Origin of the sequence: Actinoplanes sp. NPDC049316 (genome assembly GCF_040677315.1) — a bacterium.
Lineage (GTDB): Bacteria > Actinomycetota > Actinomycetes > Mycobacteriales > Micromonosporaceae > Actinoplanes.
On sequence record NZ_JBFAQM010000013.1, the window covers coordinates 61306 to 77421 of the forward strand.

Below are 16116 nucleotides of genomic sequence, written 5' to 3' on the forward strand. Positions count from 1 at the left end.
TGAAGCCCCCGAGGCGGGCGGGTACCGGTGCCACTGCTGCTGGGGAGACCGCTGCGGCTCCTCACGCCCACCCCCGGGGCCGTCTTCGAGCGCCGCAATCGGCTGATCTGGCGGCGCGAATAGACGATCCCGTGCCACCGCCGGCGTTGGGTAGATCACGTTGGGGGTCCACCGCGAACCCCCGATATCGGGCCCTGGCCGCGTAGGGGTCCACCGTGAACCCCCACGATGAGCTGACCTGACAACGCTCCCGCCAGCGAGGGTGAGACATCGGTCTTCGTCGAAGTGAGCCCGGCGATGGTCGTCTTCTGGGGAGGAGAATCATGCGCGTCTCAGCGATGACGTCGGACCCCGCGCCGTGGGCGTGGGAGTTCGACTGGCACCTGACGAACAGGTGCAATTTCTTCTGCGAGTACTGCCATCCGCAGATCCGGTACGTCCTGAACAAGAAGCCGCTGGAGGAGCCGCCGGCCGACCTGGTCGTGCGCCGTTTCGAGGAGCTGGAGGGCACCTCGCTGGTGCACATGTCGGGCGGGGAGCCGTTCCTCTTTCCCGACTTCGCGCGGTTGTGCGCCGGGCTGACCCGCCGCAACTGGATCAGCATCAACACGAACCTGGCGTCACCCGACCTGGTGACCGATTTCGCGTCGTCGGTCGATCCGTCCAGGGTCGTGAAGATCGTGGCAGCGCTGCACATGCCTGAGCGCGAGCGTCTCGGCCTGCCGTTGGAGACGTACGCCGAGTCGTTCCGGATCCTGCGGTCCGCCGGCTTCGACGTGGTCTCCCTCTACGTCCTGTACCCGCCGCTGCTGCCACAGCTGCGGAAGGACCTCGCGGCTCTGGCTCGTCTTGGCGTGGAGCCGGTCCGTGCCAAGGTCTTCAAGGGCGTGCACGAAGGCCGCCGCTACCCGGAGTCCTACACCGCAGAGGAACGTGACCTGATTTTGGCGAACTCCGGCGAGTATGTGTTCAACCGCCCGTACTTGGACGGGATGCTCGCTTTCCGCGGCCAGCCCTGCACGGCGGGCATGAGCTCGTTCAAGGTCACGGTCACCGGCGAGGTACGCAGGTGCGCATCCGTTCCGGCGGGCTACGGCAACCTCTACGACGGGACGTTCCGGCCCGCCCGGGAAAGCACTGGTTGCCCGGCCCGACGTGTCCTGGTCCTGTCGCAGTGCCTGGCCTATCTGGTGGAGCCTCCTGCTCCAGCCGGAACGACAGCGAGCCAGGCGGAGGCTCGGGCATGAGAGTGCTGACCGGTCTCGGTGCCGTCCATCCCGATCAGATGCCCTTCGATGTCGCCGAACGTAAGGGAATCGGCCATCCTGACAGCCTCGCCGACCTGGTCGCGGACAGGTTCTCCCAGCGTTACTCCTACCTGTGCCGGGAGCAGTTCGGCGTGGTGCCGAACCACTGGGTCGACAAGGTCAATCTGGTGGGGGCAGCAGCCGACGTCCGGTTCGGCGGCTACGACATCCGCAAGCCGATCGACGGCTACCTGTTCGGCAAGCTCACCGAGCATCTGGGTGGGACTCGGCTTCCGCTCGCCGACCTGTTCGCCGAGGTGACCCGAAGCGTTCTCGTGGAGGTTCTCGGCGACGAGACCGTGCTCGATCATCTGCGCCTGCACGTCAACAACACTGCCGGCACCGCTGTGGATCATGACGAGCAGTTCTACCAGCCGCGGACGGCAGCTGCCGTCCGCGAGGTGCTGGCGGACGAGTCCGTCGCGAACGACACCGTGCTGTGCGCGGGAAGCGGCCCTCGTGGTGCGGCCGCGGAGACTGCCGTCTGGTTGGAGTCGCTGCTGACTCGGCATGACTTCCGCTCCCGTTTCGGCACCGGCACGGATGTGAAGGTCATGGTGGTCCGTTCGGGTGTTGAGCTGGACGTCACCGCAGCCGTTCCGTTTCTGCCCGGGGCGGTGAGCACTTGGTCGGAGTACCGCGACCAGCTGGACGCCATTCAGGACGAGCTCGGCAACGAGGTGAAGCAGTTCCTCGACGGCCTGTCGCTCTCCCTGGGAGAAGCGCGGTTACACCTGAACACGAAGGATGTTCCGGGCCGCGGCTACTTGGCGCCGTTCGGTACGTCTCTCGGCAAGGGCGACTGCGGTGCGGTGGGACGCGGGAACCGCTACAACGGCGTCATCGAGCCGTTGCGGCCGGCCAGCGGCGAGGCACCCGCCGGCAAGAATCCCGTGCACCATGTCGGGAAGATCTACACGGCGATCGCCGGTGACATCGCCGGTCGATTGTTCGCACAGTTGGGCGTCTACGCCGATGTGGTGGTCGCCGCCCGCAACGGTGGTCGGCTGGACAAGCCGGCGTATGTGCTGATCCGCAGTGATCTACCGGTCGGTGCCACGGGCGAAGCGATCGCTCGTGAAGCTCTCGGGACTGCTCCGTCCTACCATGAGCGCTTTCTCGGCGAGGATCCGATCGCCCGGTTCCGAGAGCGGGCGTCGGCATGACGACGGTGCTGGACGACGTCCATGTCCGCCATCTGGAGCAGCTGCGATCCCGGCTCCCGGTCATCGACCGGCAGGGGCTGCGGCTGGACGACACCTACGTAATGTTCTTCGCCGAAGCCGAACTCATGGCCGAGCATGCCCGCCGCCTGGTCGCCGGCCAGGCAGCGCCCCGGGTTCTCGAGGTCGGTCTCGGGCTGGGGGTCTTCGCCGAGCAGCTCGGCGCGTATCGGATCGGCGGCTATCGGGCAGTGGAACCGCATCCGGGCGTGGTGGAGCTGGTCGCTCCGCGAGTCAGGTCGGCGCTTCGCTGCGAGGTGACGTTCGAGGTGGAGCCCTGGCAGTCGGTCGCGCTGCCTCCGGCGAGCCTCGACGCGATCATGTACGACACCTGGCCGCCGGACGGTCATGCCGACGCGGACTTCGCCCGGTTCGTCGAGCATGTCGCCGTACCGGCCCTGCGGCCCGGCGGACGGTTCAGCTTCTTTCACAGCGGCACGCAGCTTTCGGCGGCTCGGACGTACGTCCTGGATCGGCATTTCCCCGGCTGGCAGGCCGCTCCGTACCGCATACCTCCGGCCGACCTACCGGCTGCTTGGAGCAAACCCAGCGCGGACTTTCTCGTACCGATCGCGGTGAAAGGAGACGGCTGATGGACACAGTGCCGATCAGTTCCTCGGTGCGAAGCGCATTCGACGAGGACGGGTACGTGGTGCTGCGGGGCGTTCTCGACGCAGCCACCGTTGAGGCTCTCCGCGACGCCGCCTCATGCGTGTTCGACCAGGTCGTCGGAGCGACCCTGGCCCAGCAGATGGCCCATCCCCGGCTCACCTGGTGGCGGCTGCCGGACGGCCGGGCGTACGTCTTCAAGGTGAAGCCCGTCGCTGACCTGGCGCCGGCCTTCGGCGACGTGGCGCGTGGCCAGACGCTGCCGGCCATCGCGTCGGCGCTGCTCGGCGCCGAGGTGGAGCTGATGGAGGATAAGGTCACCTACAAGGAGGCCCTGAATCCCGACGTGCCGTGGGCGAACTTGCCGGTGCTGGGCGAAGAGGTTCGCAAGCACTCGGATGCGACCTACTTCGCCGCACGTGGCTTCAGCGGGGTGCTGACCGTCGCGGTGTGCCTGGACGACTGCCCGGCCGAGGCGGGCGCGTTGCGTGTCTGGCCTGGAACCCATCGCCGGCACGTCGAGTACGTGCAGACGGCGGATCAGGGCCCGATCGTGCCAGACGAGTCGGCTCCGGACGACGAGGCGGTCACGCTTACGGCCGAGGCCGGGACTGTCCTCGCGTGGGACGCGGCCCTGGTGCACGCGAGCGAGGCCAATCTGACGGGCAAGCCACGGCGGCTGCTCGTGCTCGGCTACACGACAGTCGATCACTGATGGGTAGCCGCGTTCTGGTGATCGGCGGCACCGGCTTCGTCGGGTCCCACTTGGTCGCCGCAAGTGTGGACCGAGGCCACGACGCGACGGTGTTCAGTCGGGGTCGCCGTCCCATCACTCCCGAAGTGGCAAGCATCGTCGGAGACCGACGACGACCAGGCCCGGCGACCCGAGCAGATCTGGAAACCGGCTGGGACACGGTCATCGACACATGCGCACACACCGCCGTGGACATGGACGTGAGTCAGAGCATCCCGGCCACGCGCTACCTGCTGCTGTCCACGTGCGGCGTCTACCAGGCGGCGGGGCTGTCCCGGATCGCGGACGAGTCGGTGCCGGCGAACACGCACGGTGTGGCTCGCGGGAAGGTGCAGTGCGAACGCCGCGTTGCACTGCTTCCGGCGCAGTCTCTGGTCGTCCGACTCGGTGCGGTCACCGGGCCGGACGACCCGTCCGGGCGGGCCGCCTATTGGATCGACCGAGCACTGCGAGGCACGGGCGTCCTCGTTCCGGCAAGACCTGACCAGCCGGTACAACTCGTCGACGTTCGTGACGTCGCCGGATTCCTGGCGGCAATGGTCGACTCCGAGCACACCGACGTGGTCAACGTCGCCGGCCCGATCACACTGTTCGCCGAGTTCATCGACCTGATCCGGGCCGCCGGACACGGCGAGTCGGAATTCGACTGGGCCCCGGAACAATTCGTCCTGGCCCGCGGTGTCCGGCCTTGGCAGGAAGTACCGCTGTGGCTGCCCACCGACCACCCATTCCGAGCCCACCTACGGACCGGAACCGACCGTGCCGCTCAGGCGGGCTTCGTCGCCCGCCCGCTCGCCGTGACGATCGCTGACCTCACCTCCTGGCACCGGGATCATCGGTGTTGGCATCCCTACTGGCTGGGGCTCGATCGCGAGCAAGCTCTCCTCCAAGCGATCGGAGGATCCTGATGCTCCCCTACACGCAGCCCGCCCCCTACTCCAGCCAGTGGGGTGAGGACCGTTGGCTCACCGAGCGGCTCATCGCGCCGCGACGAGGAGTGTTCGTCGACGTCGGCGCAGGAGATGGCGTCCGCGGCAGCAACAGCCTGCACTTCGAGGATCAGGGCTGGTCCGGGCTCTGCGTCGACTCGGATCCACGCAATCGGGAGGCCCTCGCCCGGAGAAAGTGTCGGCTCCAGATGTGCGCCGTCGCCAGCCAACCCGGACCGCAGCCTTTCAGCATGTACGACGCCAAGCCCTCATGGTCAGGGCTGGGCGAGCGCGGCGCCGGCTACACCGTGATCAGCATCGTCTGCCGCACCCTGGAGGATCTGCTCACCGAGGCGGGCATCGAGCGCATCGATCTGCTCAGCATCGACGTCGAAGGCACCGAGCTGGATGTCTGGGCGTCCTTCGACCCTGATCGCCACCGTCCCGGAATCGTCATCGTCGAGTACGACGAGTCCGTTCCTACTCGCAGCACCGCACATCTGCACCGTGCGTTCGGCATCGACCAGTACGAACTCCTGCATCGAACACCGTCCAACCTGATCCTTCGAGGTACGGACGCGGTCAGCCGGCAGCGGTGGCCCGATGCATGACCAGGTCGCGGCTATCCTTCGCCGACGCCTCGCCGGCGAAAACGTTATCGTGTTCTGCTCCCAGCACGAGGAGGTTCCGGCGTGGGAACGGCTACTGGAGACCGCCGGGGTGAACTCGGCGCTGGTCCTGGCCTTCGACGGTCCTCAGCTCTCGCCGCTGCTCGCGCACCCGTCACACCGAGACGCCGGAGAACTGGTGGCCGCTCGGCATAGGCTGTTGGGCACCCTCTCCGCGAGATCGCCGCTGGCACAGATGGTCGATGGCTTCGACCCGGGAGGCCGAGCGGTTCTTCTGGTCACCGACCCGCTCGATCCTAGAGACGTCGGTGAACGTCGCCTTTTCGCGGCGAAGCATCCCAGTTGGTCACTCGTCGAACACAAGAGTGTCGTGGACACGCTGTGGGACGTCATGGGCGTGGACCGCGCCGAATCGGTGGCCCTCGACCGGCCCGGCGCCCTGTTGAAGCACGACAGTCTGGCGACCAGCGGCATCGTCGCCTCATGGCAACGCCTCGGCGAGGTGCCCTCAGCGGGCGGAAGCGGCATCCGAACCGCCCTCACCGGGAACGACGACGGACGCTTTCGCGTACGCATCATGCCGCATCTGACCGGACGGCCCTGCCGCCTGCAGGGGCTGACCAGCGCGGATACGACCGTCGTCTTCCCGCCCTTGGAGTTGCTGGTCCCGCAGCGAAAGGAAGACAGATCGTTCCTGTGCGCGGGCTCCACCCCGCTGTCGGCACCGGAGCAGGCCCCGCTGACGGCATTGACGCGGCGGCTCGGCGACCAGTTGCGCGCGTTTCTGGCGTACCGCGGAGGATTCTCGGTGGACGGCATCCTCACTCTCGAGGGCTTCCGCCCGACCGACCTCAACACCAGAGTCACCTCGGCGTTGGAGAGCTTGCCGGCGACGGTTCGCGTCGCGGTACACGCCTGCGCCTTGGCGGCTCGCGCCGATCTGATCGACCTGCCAGGTTCGGCCCTCGGGCGATACGTCGCGGACGCATTCCGGGAGACCGGCGAACTGCTGATCCGCGCTCCGTTCCCGGACAACGACCGCCTGGTTCGTGAGCATGTTCGCTGGTTCGGTGCGGTCCTCGTCAGCGCCGGACACGCCGAGCCGCACGGCGTCCTCGACATCGGTCCGGGAGCACGGGGAGCGGTTCTGACCGCTCGATTGCGCCACGCTGACCTACCCGACGGCGTGGACCTCCAAGCTGCCACCATCGCCGTGTTCGAGGCTGCAGACCGGCTGCTGGGAGCGAGGTACGGGCCGTTGACGGCACCCGGAGGTGCTGATCCGTATCAAGCGGATCAGCACCATCGAAGGTAGAGCAGGCTCATCCGAGCCGGGTGATCGCAGCCTGAATGCGGTGCAGAGTGCGTTCGCGGCCGAGCACTTCCAGCGACTCGAACAGCGGCAGGCCGATGGTCCGGCCGGTCACTGCGACACGAACCGGTGCCTGAGCCTTGCCGAGCTTCAGCCCTCGAGCCGCGCCCAGTTCCTCGACGGTCTGCTTCAGGCACTCTGCGGTCCACGCAACATCGGCGAAAGCGGCAGCCACGTCGGTCAGCAGACCGACCGCCGATTCGCCCGTCATCGCCTTCGCCCAGGCGGCCTCGTCGACCGGTGGTTCCGGCAGGAACAGGAAATCCACCATCGTCACGATCTCGCCGAGCAGGCTGACCCTGGTCTGCGCCAGCGGGGCGACCACAGCAAAGACATCCTCGTTGTAGTCCTCGGGCCGCCACGGGGCGGCCTCGCCGCGCAGCCAGGGCTGGCAGGCGGAGATGAACTCCTCGACGCTCATCGCCCGGATGTAGTCGCCGTTGAAGGCGCGAAGCTTCTTCACGTCGAAGAAGGCCGGCGACGGGTTGACGTCTTCGAGCCGGAACTCGGTGACCAGGTCCTCCCACGGCAGGATCTCCCGGTTACCGGACGGGGCCCAGCCGAGCAACATCAGGTAGTTGCGCATCGTCTCGGCCAGGTAACCCTCAGCGCGGAAGTCCTCCAAAGCGACCCGGTCACGTCGCTTGGACAACTTCTGCCGCTTCTCGTTCACCAGGATCGGCGCATGCGCCCACACCGGCGGCTCGTGCCCGAGCGCCTGCCACAGCAGCTGCTGCTTCGGCGTGTTCGGCAGATGCTCCTCGGCCCGGATCACGTGCGTGATGCCCATGACCATGTCGTCCACGACGTTGGCCAGCAGGAACACCGGTGACCCGTCACCGCGGGCGATCACGAAGTCTTCGATGGTGCTGTTGGCGAACGTCGGCTCGCCGCGAACCAGGTCACGAACGACCGTCCGCCCCTCGTCCGGGGTGCGGAAGCGCACGGCACGCCCCGGCTCGGCGGTCAGGCCGCGGTCACGGCAGAAGCCGTCATAACCTTTGTGCTCGCTGCCGGCGCGCGCGACGACCTGCTCACGGACGCAGTCGCAGTAGTACGCCTGCCCCGCCGCGAGGAGCTTGTCGATCGCGTCGCGGTGGTGCTGAACGTAGGCGGACTGGAAGAGTGGTCCCTCGTACTCCTCGGGTCCGCAGCCCAGCCACGCCATCGCGTCCAGGATCCCCTGGACCCACTCCGGCTTGCTGCGTTCAGCGTCGGTGTCCTCGATCCGGAGCACAAGGATGCCCCCGGACTGCTTCGCCAGCACCCAGTTGTAGAGCAGGGAACGAGCGTTGCCCACGTGGAACATCCCCGTGGGAGACGGGGCGAACCGGACACGTACGCCGGAAGGAGAAGACGCCATGCACGCAGCGTACCGACCCCGGTCCGATCATTCGGTTGCGGTCAGCGCGTCCAGGTGGGCTTTGAATGCGTCGGTCAGGCTGTCGAGAATCATCCGGCCTTTGTCCGCTGTTCCGGCCGATGGCAGCCCGATGACACCCGATCTGGTGTAGCCGGCCATGCCGTGGACGAGCAGCAGGTTGCGGTCGTCGGCCTGATGGTCGGACGTCTCGACACCGGGACGGAGCAGCTTCGGCGCGACGTGACGCAACAGCGACACCTCCAGCTCACCGGCATGCATGTCGGCATGGCCGTCGCTCGTCAGGCCGGCCGCCTGACGGGCGGCGTTCCAGTCGTCCCTGGCGGGAAACAGTGTCATCACCGGTCCCGCGATGTTCGCCTCCTGAACGATGTTGCTCAGCACGTAGTTGCCGCCATGCCCGTTGACCAGAGCAAGACGCTCGATCCCGGACCGCCGAAGAGACGTGAAAACGTCATTGACCACGGCGGTCAGGGTGGTGTGGCTGATGCTGACCGTGCCCGGCCAGGCGCTGTGCTCGTGGGAGCAGGAGATCGTCACCGGCGGCAGCATGAACAGGTCGTAAGCCGAGGCGACGCGTTCGGCGATCGCACACGCGACGACGCTGTCCGTGGCCAGGGGCAGATAGGCGCCGTGCTGTTCGAAACTTCCGATGGGTAGCACCGCGACGGGGGCGGCGCGGCGCCTCTCGTCCTCGCTGGTGGCGGGCGACAGCAAATTCATGGATCAATCCTGACAGGCGACGAGCGCACCCTGGTATGCCTCGGCCAGGTGGGGAAGCACGGTGAGTTCGCGGTGCCGGCGGAGTCGCGGCAGCAGCCGCCCCACGGCCCGCAGGGCACGCACCGACGATGTCTGCTCTGCTACCTGGACCGCGGACAGGCCCTCGACCGCCGCCCGTTCCGGCTCACCGTCGTCCAGATACGCGAGCGCGAGGTCAGCGCGCCATACGCCTTCATCGAGGCGCCCCTCGGCAGGCCACGCCGCGAGGACTTCCTCATAGGTCCTCGTGGCCGCCGCGCTCTCGCCGAGCATCTGCCGGCACCGGGCTTCGCTGGCGCGAACGTAGTCGACCGTGCAGTGGCCGCCGAGATGATCCGACCCGTCGGTGGGCTCGGAGACCAGACGGAACGCCTGGTCGATGTTCGTCCGGCTCGCCGCCGCATCGTCGGCGAGGGCGTGCGCCTCGGCCTCACGGATAAGGCACAGGGCCGACGTATGGGGCGGCAGTTTCGGTGTCCGGCGGGCCTGCTGCGCGAACCGGCCCGCACAGACCGCATCACCGTCGTCGAGCGCTTGCTGACTCTTGCGCATGAGGATGTACGACACCAGATGGAGATCGTCGGCTTCGGCGGCCAGGGCATGCGCCCGATCCAGCAACGAACTCGCCCGCGCCGGGTGCGACCCGTTCGCCTCGATCCAACTCAGGAACTCGGTCCAGTGCGCTTCGAGAGCCATCAGGCGAGAACGGTGCGGTCCGGTTGTGGCCATCCGGGCCGCGCCGATGAGCTGGGACTGTCCCTCTGCGGGCCGGCGCAGACCCGCGCAGCCAAGGGTGTTGCTCCGGGCGGACAGCACGCTCAACAGAGCATTCCACGAATCGTGCAGCGAAGGATCGGCGAAGACGTCAGCGAACCGTAACGGAGATGCCTCGGAGGATGAGGCGAGCCCCAGGTACGGCCGCGGGATGCTCAACCCGTCGGCGATGCGTTCCAGGACCTCGAAGGAGGTGACCCGTTGTCGTCCCTGGGCGATCTGCCGCACCCGGGTCTCCGAGAGGCCGGTCAAGGCGGCAAGTCGCGCCCGGGACAGACCTCGGGTCCGCAGGAAACGCAGAAGCACGGAGACATCGCGGGCCGCGAGATGCTCGACGAGGGGCCGGCCCTCGAACACCGCCGTGTCCCACCACTGAGGATCGATGTTCATGGCCGCGCCGCCCCTCTCCGACATCCGACCACACACCGCTTCGGTGGCAACACGCTACGGCAAACAGGAACGTTTCCGCCAGATCGGGCAGCGCATGGGACAACGCTCGGGCGTCGGCTTCGTCGCCGGCGTATCCGGGGACGACAGCTTCGACCAAGCGTGGCGGTCCGGAATCCAGGAGCGGTTCCGCACGATCCTCGCCGGCCTGTGCATGAAGACGGACCTGCTCGCGTGAATCACCGAGCAAGGCAAGCTCCGGCCGGAGACCGACCCAGCGCTCTTGGAGGCGATACCTACGACAAACCTCGCCGTCAGCCGACTACCGGAAGCCAACGGCGATGCCTTTCGATGCCTTCCACCTGGAGCTGCGCTACAGCGAACTGGACCCACGGGTCACGGTCACCGCAGACACCGCGACCAGGCTCAGCGCCACCGTGCACGAGATCCTCGCCCCAGATGGCGTTGCGGAACCCCTTGCGCGCCCCGAGTGGGGCACGCAACGGAACTCAACCAACGGTTGATGATCTCCGTGCGGATGCTCTGGGTGCCCGGGGCGGGTCTCGAACCCGCACGCCTTTTGGGCAGCCGCTTTTAAGGCGGCCGTGTCTGCCGTTCCACCACCCGGGCCGGTGCGCTGATGCTCACCGTAGCCGGTGCTGCCCAGCCGGCACGATGCCGGATCGGTCCCGAATCGGCCGCGTCACCCCCGGCGCGACGACGCGACGGGCGGGGACGGGCAGGCGGAACCGGACACGAATGGGACAAACCGCTGGTCAGCGGCGTTCCCGCCCGGCGAGCACCGAGCGGGAGGGGCGGCGCCGTTCGTCAGCCGCCCGTCGCCGGCCACGGCCAGCCGGGCGGCTGGCTGGCCGGCGGGCCGTGTCAGCGGCGGGCGGCGCCGACCGGTTCGCGGTCGTCCGCCAGCGGCGGCGTCACGTGGGTGAACTCCTCGCGGGGCTCGTGCAGCTGCCCCAGCGAGATGACCTCGCGTTTGAGGACGAACGCCAGGGTCCAGTCGGCGAGGACGCGAACCTTGCGGTTGAACGACGGGATGCGGCTCATGTGGTACGTCCGGTGCATGAGCCACGCCGGGAAGCCCTTGAGCTTGACGCCGTAGATCTTCGCCACGCCCTTGTAGAGGCCGAGGCTTGCGACGCTGCCCGCGTACTTGTGCTTGTAGTCCTTCGGGGTGCCGCCGTAGATGACCTGGCGGATGTTGTCGGCGAGCACCGCGGCCTGCCGGACGGCGTGCTGGGCGCTCGGCGAGCACCAGCCGCCCGGGTTGGTCAGGTCGGGGACCTGCGCGCAGTCGCCGGCCGCCCATGCCCCGTCCAGGACCCGGTCGCCGTCGACGACCTGCAGGGTGGCCCGGCAGGTGATGTGCCCGCGGGGGCCGCGCGGCAGGTCGGTGTGGTCGAGCATCGGCGACGGCTTGACGCCGGCGGTCCAGACGATGGTCTCGGCCCGGAACACCTCGCCGTCGGAGAGGTGGACCTCGCCGTCGACGCAGGACTCCATGCGGGTCTCGAGGCGGATGTCGATGCCGCGCTTCTGCAGCTGGCGGGCCGCGTACGCGCCCATCTCCGGGCCGACCTCGGGCAGGATCCGGTTGGACGCCTCGACGAGGACGAACCGGACCTCCTCCTTCTGCAGCTCGGGGTAGTACTTGAGGCCGTCGCGGACCACGTCCTCCATCTCGGCCAGCGCCTCGACGCCCGCGTAGCCGCCGCCGACGAAGACGAAGGTCAGCGACGCCTTGCGCACCTCGGGGTCGGGGGTGACGGCCGCGACGTCGAGCCGGTCGAGGATGTGGTTGCGCAGGTAGATGGCCTCGCCGATGGTCTTGAAACCGATGCCGTGCTCGCGCAGGCCGGGGATCGGCAGGGTGCGGGAGACCGAGCCCGGCGCCACGATGATGTGGTCGTACGCGATCTCCTTGATGGGGCCCTCGATGGGCTGCACGGTCACCGTCTTGCGGGCGTGCTCGATGCGGGTGACCTCGCCCGAGACGATGTGGCACCGCTTCAGCTCACGACGCAGCGGCACCACCGAGTGGCGCGGCGAGATGTTGCCGGCCGCCGCCTCCGGGAGGAACGGCTGGTAGGTCATGTGCGGCTGCGGGTCGATGACGATCACTTCGGCGCGGCGCGCGTTCAGCTTCCTCGACAGGCGCAGCGCCGCGTACAGCCCGACGTGTCCTGCCCCTACGACCACGATGCGTTGCGGTTTCACGTGTTCATTGTCCCGCCGCCGGGGGTCCCGTGCCCCGTTCTGTGACCAAGGACAACCCCGGAAGTCAAGAGTCGTAACGCCGGTATTTCGGTTTCATTTCGCTGAGAACTTCATGCGCGCGCACGGTCACGGACGGCGAAGGAGCCGGCTCAGGAGCAGCGCCAGGCCCACCGCGGCCGCCAGCCCGACCAGGGTCGCCAGGACGAACGCGCCGCCGGCCAGCTCGGCGGTCAGCCCCAGCGCGAGCACGGTCAGCACGGCCGAGAGGAGGATCGTCAGGCCCGCGCGGGTGAGCCAGCCGGTGACCACGTCGGCGTTCACCATCGAGTCGTACGGCAGCACCGCCGCCAGCGCCGCCAGCGTGTGGCCGGCGTACGTGAGCGTCGCGATCGCCAGCACCCGCCAGAGCGCGATGCGGGCGTCGTACCAGGTGGTGTCGACGAGCCAGCCCGCCACCACGGTCACGATCGTCAGCGTGGGCCCCCGGCCGCGCGGCGCGAAGGCGGGGTAGACCGCGACCACGGCCAGCAGGACCGCGTACCGGCTCACCACCAGCGACACCGGCCAGGCGACCGTCATCGCCGCGAAGAAGGCGAGGCCGGCGCCGCAGCGCACGGCCAGCGGCAGGACCGTCGCCCGGGTGACGACCCTACGGGTGCGGGCCAGGCGGTTCGCGATGCCGTCGAGCATGTCAGCGCCCCCGGGGCGCGGAGGCCAGCCGGGCCACGTCGCGCAGCACGAGGTCGAGGCTGCCCGCCCCGGCCCAGGTCACCACGGGCACGCCGTGCTCACGCAGCCGGCCGAGCACGTTCTCCCGTTCCATCCGCCACAGCCGGGTGGCCAGCGGCGTCCACTGGCTGCGCTGCGGTGGCGCGGCCCCCTCGGGCAGCGTGTCGACGGCCACCGTGTAGCGGCCCGACTGCACGAGCCCGGCCAGCATGTCCGCCGCCCGGGGATCCACCAGCGGGGTCAGCACCACGACGAGCGCGTCGGAGGAGACGTTGTGGGCGCCGAAGACGTGCTCGTACGGCTCACTGTCGGCGGTGTCCGCGCGGACGTCGAGCAGCCACTCGAGCACCGTCAGATACTGCCGCCGGCCCGTGGCGGGACGCAGGCGGCGGGCGGAGGAACCGTACTCGGCGAGCGAGACCCGGTCGCCGCGCTGCAGGTAGTGCTCGGCGATCGCCGCGGCCGCGCGCACGGTGGTGTCGAGCACGGACGCCTTTCCCTTCACTCCCCCGGACGCCCCCGCCTCCCCGAGCACGTCGAGGAGCAGCAGCACCTCGGCGTCGCGGTCGGACAGCGTCGAGGCCACGTGCAGATCGCGGGTCCGCAGGGACACCCGCCAGTCGATACGGCGCAGCCTGTCGCCCGGCGCGAACGGGCGTACCCCCGCAAGCTCGCCGCCCTCACCCGGCCGCCGCGACCGGTGGTTGCCGACCAGGCCGGCCGCCGCGGGCATCGCCTCGGTGGCCGCGAACGGTTCCGTCTCCGGGTAGACCCGCACCCCGCGGGCCGGGACGACGACCGGACGGCAGGCCAGCAGGCCGCCGCACGCGGCCACCCGCGCGGCCGCCGGGCCCACGGCGTGCCGGCCCCAGCGCAGCGCCCGCCCGGGCAGCTCGACCGCCGTCCAGCCGTCCGGGGCCACCGTGACGGCGAACGGCCGGTCGGCGTCCTCCAGGTCCAGCCACGGCGAGGTCCGGGTCCGCACCACCACCAGGTCGTACGCGATGACGTCGGCGTTGGCCACGGTCAGGGCCGCGGCGACCTCGCCACCCTCGACGATGTGCTCCTCGTCGGCGTCGATCCGCAGCTCCGGCGCGGACCGGGGCATCCGCCGCAGCCCGATCGCCGCCCCGATCGCGAACGGCGCGGCCAGCAGCACCAGGTCCACCCGGCCCAGCGCCACCCCGAGCACCAGCAGCAGGCCGGTGAGCAGGACCGTACGGCCCAGGGCCCGGGTCGGCACCCAGGCCGGGGCCGCCCAGCCCTCGTCGGCCGCCGCCTCGGCCGGAGGCACCGCGGCCCGCAGCGGTGGCGGGTCGATGAGTGTCACTGCTCGGCGTACCCGCCCGCGTACGTCGGCAGCGCGCCGCTGGCCGGCGCCGGCACGTTCTGCAGCACCTCCTGCACCACGAACTGCGGGTCGACGCGGCGCAGCCACATCTCCGGCCGCAGCGTGATCCGGTGCGCGAGGGCGGGCACGGCGACGTCCTTGACGTCCTCGGGCACCACGTAGTCGCGACCGGCCATCGCCGCGCGGGCCCGGGCGAGCAGCAGCAGCGCGAGCGAGCCACGCGGCGACGAGCCGACCAGCGCCGAGGCGTGCTCGCGGGTCGCCGCGGTCAGCGCCACGATGTAGCGGCCGATCGAGTCCTCGACCGCGACCGACTCCAGCGCGCCCTGCATGGCCTGCAGCGTGCGGGCGTTCACGACCGGCGCGAGCTGCGCGTCCTCCTGGCGGCGGGACATGCGACGGCGCAGCACGTCCCACTCCTCGTCCTGGGTCGGGTAGCCGAACGAGACCCGCAGCATGAAGCGGTCCAGCTGGGCCTCGGGCAGCGGGTACGTGCCCTCGTACTCGATCGGGTTGGCGGTGGCGAGCACGTGGAACGGCGGGTCCAGGCGGTAGGTCACGCCCTCGACCGACACCTGCTTCTCCTGCATCGCCTCCAGCAGGGCGGCCTGTGTCTTCGGCGGCGTCCGGTTGATCTCGTCGGCGAGCAGCATGTTCGTGAACACCGGGCCGGCCCGGAAGGCGAAGTCGCCCTTGCGCTGGTCGTACAGGAAGGAGCCGGTCACGTCCGCGGGCAGCAGGTCCGGGGTGAACTGCAGGCGGCGGAAGTCGAGCCCGAGCGCCTGCGCGAAGCAGCGGGCGGTCAGCGTCTTGCCCAGGCCGGGCAGGTCCTCCAGCAGCACGTGACCGCCGGCCAGGATGCCGGCGAGGACGAGCTCGAGGGCCTCCCGCTTGCCCACCACCACGCTGCCGACCGACTCGAGGACCGCGCCGGCCAGCCGGCCCACCTCGTAGGGCGGCAGGGCCTCCACGCTCGCGTCCGTCACCGATCCACCCTTCTCAGATCTTCTCCAGTGCGTCGACGACCGCCGACATCTCCCGGGCCTTCGGCGGCCGCCGTCCCGGGTCGTGCAGCAGCTGCCACAGCGGCTCCCCCATCAGCTCGCGGGCCCGCCGGGGATCCGAGGCGCGGGAGACCCCGTGCCGCAGCCGCAGGCGCTCGTCGGCCAACTCGGTCAGCGCGGGCAGCACGATACGCGAGAAGCGCTCGCCGTCGTTGTGCGACCAGTCCAGTTGCTGTTCCCAACGGCGTACGGCGATCCGCAGCGTGTCGTTGCCGGCCCAGCGGTAGTCGCCGCTCTCCTCACCCCGGCCGCCCCGCGCCCGCGGTGGCGGCGGCGGGGCCACTTCGGACACCGCGAGCATCAGCAGCCGCAACGCGATGAACGCGGCCACGACGAGCAGCACGGACACCTTGATGCCCTGCGAGCGCAGCACCGCCACGGTCACGGCCGTCGCGACGGCGACGAGCAGCACGTTGCGCAGCACCCAGCCGGCCCGGGAACGCGGTTTCGCGGGCGCCTCCGGGACCTCCTCGGCCGGGTGGTCGGCCGCGCCGGAGAACAGATCCTCGAGACCCCCGTCGTCGCGACTCACGTTACCTCCATCGGCATGGACTCCTGGCCCTCACCGGCGAGGCCGTCGCCCACCGCCGGCAAGCGCGGTTCGGTGCAG

Annotated in this window: 16 protein-coding genes and 1 tRNA gene; 8 read left to right on the forward strand and 9 right to left on the reverse strand. The window is 69.5% G+C overall.

The window, feature by feature from the left end; all coding sequences use genetic code 11:
* The first annotated feature begins 323 nt into the window (after positions 1 to 323).
* From AB0K03_RS20815 to AB0K03_RS20845, 7 genes are all read left to right on the forward strand, one after another.
* On the forward strand, positions 324 to 1247 hold the full coding sequence (locus AB0K03_RS20815) for a radical SAM protein (RefSeq protein WP_364687236.1): 924 nt from the start codon (positions 324 to 326) through the stop codon (positions 1245 to 1247).
* Positions 1244 to 2473: a methionine adenosyltransferase gene (locus tag AB0K03_RS20820; RefSeq protein ID WP_364687238.1), complete on the forward strand. Its 1230-nt coding sequence runs from the start codon at positions 1244 to 1246 to the stop codon at positions 2471 to 2473. Before AB0K03_RS20815 ends, AB0K03_RS20820 begins: the two co-directional genes overlap by 4 nt.
* Positions 2470 to 3123, forward strand: coding sequence for a hypothetical protein (locus AB0K03_RS20825; protein ID WP_364687240.1), 654 nt, complete (start codon positions 2470 to 2472; stop codon positions 3121 to 3123). Before AB0K03_RS20820 ends, AB0K03_RS20825 begins: the two co-directional genes overlap by 4 nt.
* The gene (locus tag AB0K03_RS20830; RefSeq protein ID WP_364687242.1) at positions 3123 to 3854 is read left to right on the forward strand and encodes a phytanoyl-CoA dioxygenase family protein; all 732 of its coding nucleotides are present in this window, start codon (positions 3123 to 3125) and stop codon (positions 3852 to 3854) included. Before AB0K03_RS20825 ends, AB0K03_RS20830 begins: the two co-directional genes overlap by 1 nt.
* A complete protein-coding gene (locus tag AB0K03_RS20835) occupies positions 3854 to 4801 on the forward strand; it encodes an NAD-dependent epimerase/dehydratase family protein (protein WP_364687244.1) in 948 nt (315 codons plus the stop codon). The genes AB0K03_RS20830 and AB0K03_RS20835 overlap by 1 nt, the downstream gene beginning before the upstream one ends.
* 89 nt (positions 4802 to 4890) lie before the next feature.
* Positions 4891 to 5433 (forward strand): FkbM family methyltransferase, encoded by a 543-nt coding sequence (locus AB0K03_RS20840; RefSeq protein WP_364687246.1) that lies wholly within the window; start codon positions 4891 to 4893, stop codon positions 5431 to 5433.
* Positions 5426 to 6766, forward strand: coding sequence for a hypothetical protein (locus AB0K03_RS20845; RefSeq protein ID WP_364687248.1), 1341 nt, complete (start codon positions 5426 to 5428; stop codon positions 6764 to 6766). Before AB0K03_RS20840 ends, AB0K03_RS20845 begins: the two co-directional genes overlap by 8 nt.
* Positions 6767 to 6773: 7 nt before the next feature.
* Here AB0K03_RS20845 and gltX read toward each other — a convergent pair whose 3' ends face one another.
* Genes gltX through AB0K03_RS20860 form a run of 3 tightly spaced genes read right to left on the reverse strand, consistent with a single transcriptional unit; the run spans position 6774 to position 10130 of the window.
* On the reverse strand, positions 6774 to 8186 hold the full coding sequence (gene gltX, locus AB0K03_RS20850) for a glutamate--tRNA ligase (RefSeq protein WP_364687250.1): 1413 nt from the start codon (positions 8184 to 8186) through the stop codon (positions 6774 to 6776).
* Between the two features lie 27 nt (positions 8187 to 8213).
* Entirely contained in the window at positions 8214 to 8927 is a 714-nt protein-coding gene (locus tag AB0K03_RS20855) for a creatininase family protein (RefSeq protein ID WP_364687252.1), read from the reverse strand.
* Between the two features lie 3 nt (positions 8928 to 8930).
* Complete coding sequence (locus AB0K03_RS20860; protein ID WP_364687254.1) at positions 8931 to 10130, reverse strand: helix-turn-helix transcriptional regulator; 1200 nt, start codon at positions 10128 to 10130, stop codon at positions 8931 to 8933.
* Here AB0K03_RS20860 and AB0K03_RS20865 point away from each other — a divergent pair.
* The gene (locus AB0K03_RS20865; RefSeq protein ID WP_364687256.1) at positions 10129 to 10365 is read left to right on the forward strand and encodes a hypothetical protein; all 237 of its coding nucleotides are present in this window, start codon (positions 10129 to 10131) and stop codon (positions 10363 to 10365) included. The genes AB0K03_RS20860 and AB0K03_RS20865 overlap by 2 nt on opposite strands.
* Positions 10366 to 10675: 310 nt before the next feature.
* On the opposite strand, the gene AB0K03_RS20870 is transcribed toward AB0K03_RS20865, so the two are convergent.
* The 6 genes from AB0K03_RS20870 to AB0K03_RS20895 all read right to left on the reverse strand — a co-directional run bounded on the left by AB0K03_RS20870 (position 10676) and on the right by AB0K03_RS20895 (position 16038).
* Positions 10676 to 10757: transfer RNA gene (locus tag AB0K03_RS20870), tRNA-Leu, on the reverse strand.
* Between the two features lie 255 nt (positions 10758 to 11012).
* Entirely contained in the window at positions 11013 to 12362 is a 1350-nt protein-coding gene (locus AB0K03_RS20875; RefSeq protein WP_364687258.1) for an NAD(P)/FAD-dependent oxidoreductase, read from the reverse strand.
* A gap of 126 nt (positions 12363 to 12488) precedes the next feature.
* Complete coding sequence (locus AB0K03_RS20880) at positions 12489 to 13052, reverse strand: hypothetical protein (RefSeq protein WP_364687260.1); 564 nt, start codon at positions 13050 to 13052, stop codon at positions 12489 to 12491.
* Position 13053: 1 nt separating this feature from the next.
* Positions 13054 to 14385, reverse strand: coding sequence for a DUF58 domain-containing protein (locus AB0K03_RS20885; protein ID WP_364687474.1), 1332 nt, complete (start codon positions 14383 to 14385; stop codon positions 13054 to 13056).
* A 32-nt stretch (positions 14386 to 14417) separates the two neighbouring features.
* The gene (locus AB0K03_RS20890; RefSeq protein ID WP_364687262.1) at positions 14418 to 15428 is read right to left on the reverse strand and encodes a MoxR family ATPase; all 1011 of its coding nucleotides are present in this window, start codon (positions 15426 to 15428) and stop codon (positions 14418 to 14420) included.
* Between the two features lie 13 nt (positions 15429 to 15441).
* Entirely contained in the window at positions 15442 to 16038 is a 597-nt protein-coding gene (locus AB0K03_RS20895; protein WP_364687264.1) for a hypothetical protein, read from the reverse strand.
* Positions 16039 to 16116 lie beyond the last annotated feature (78 nt).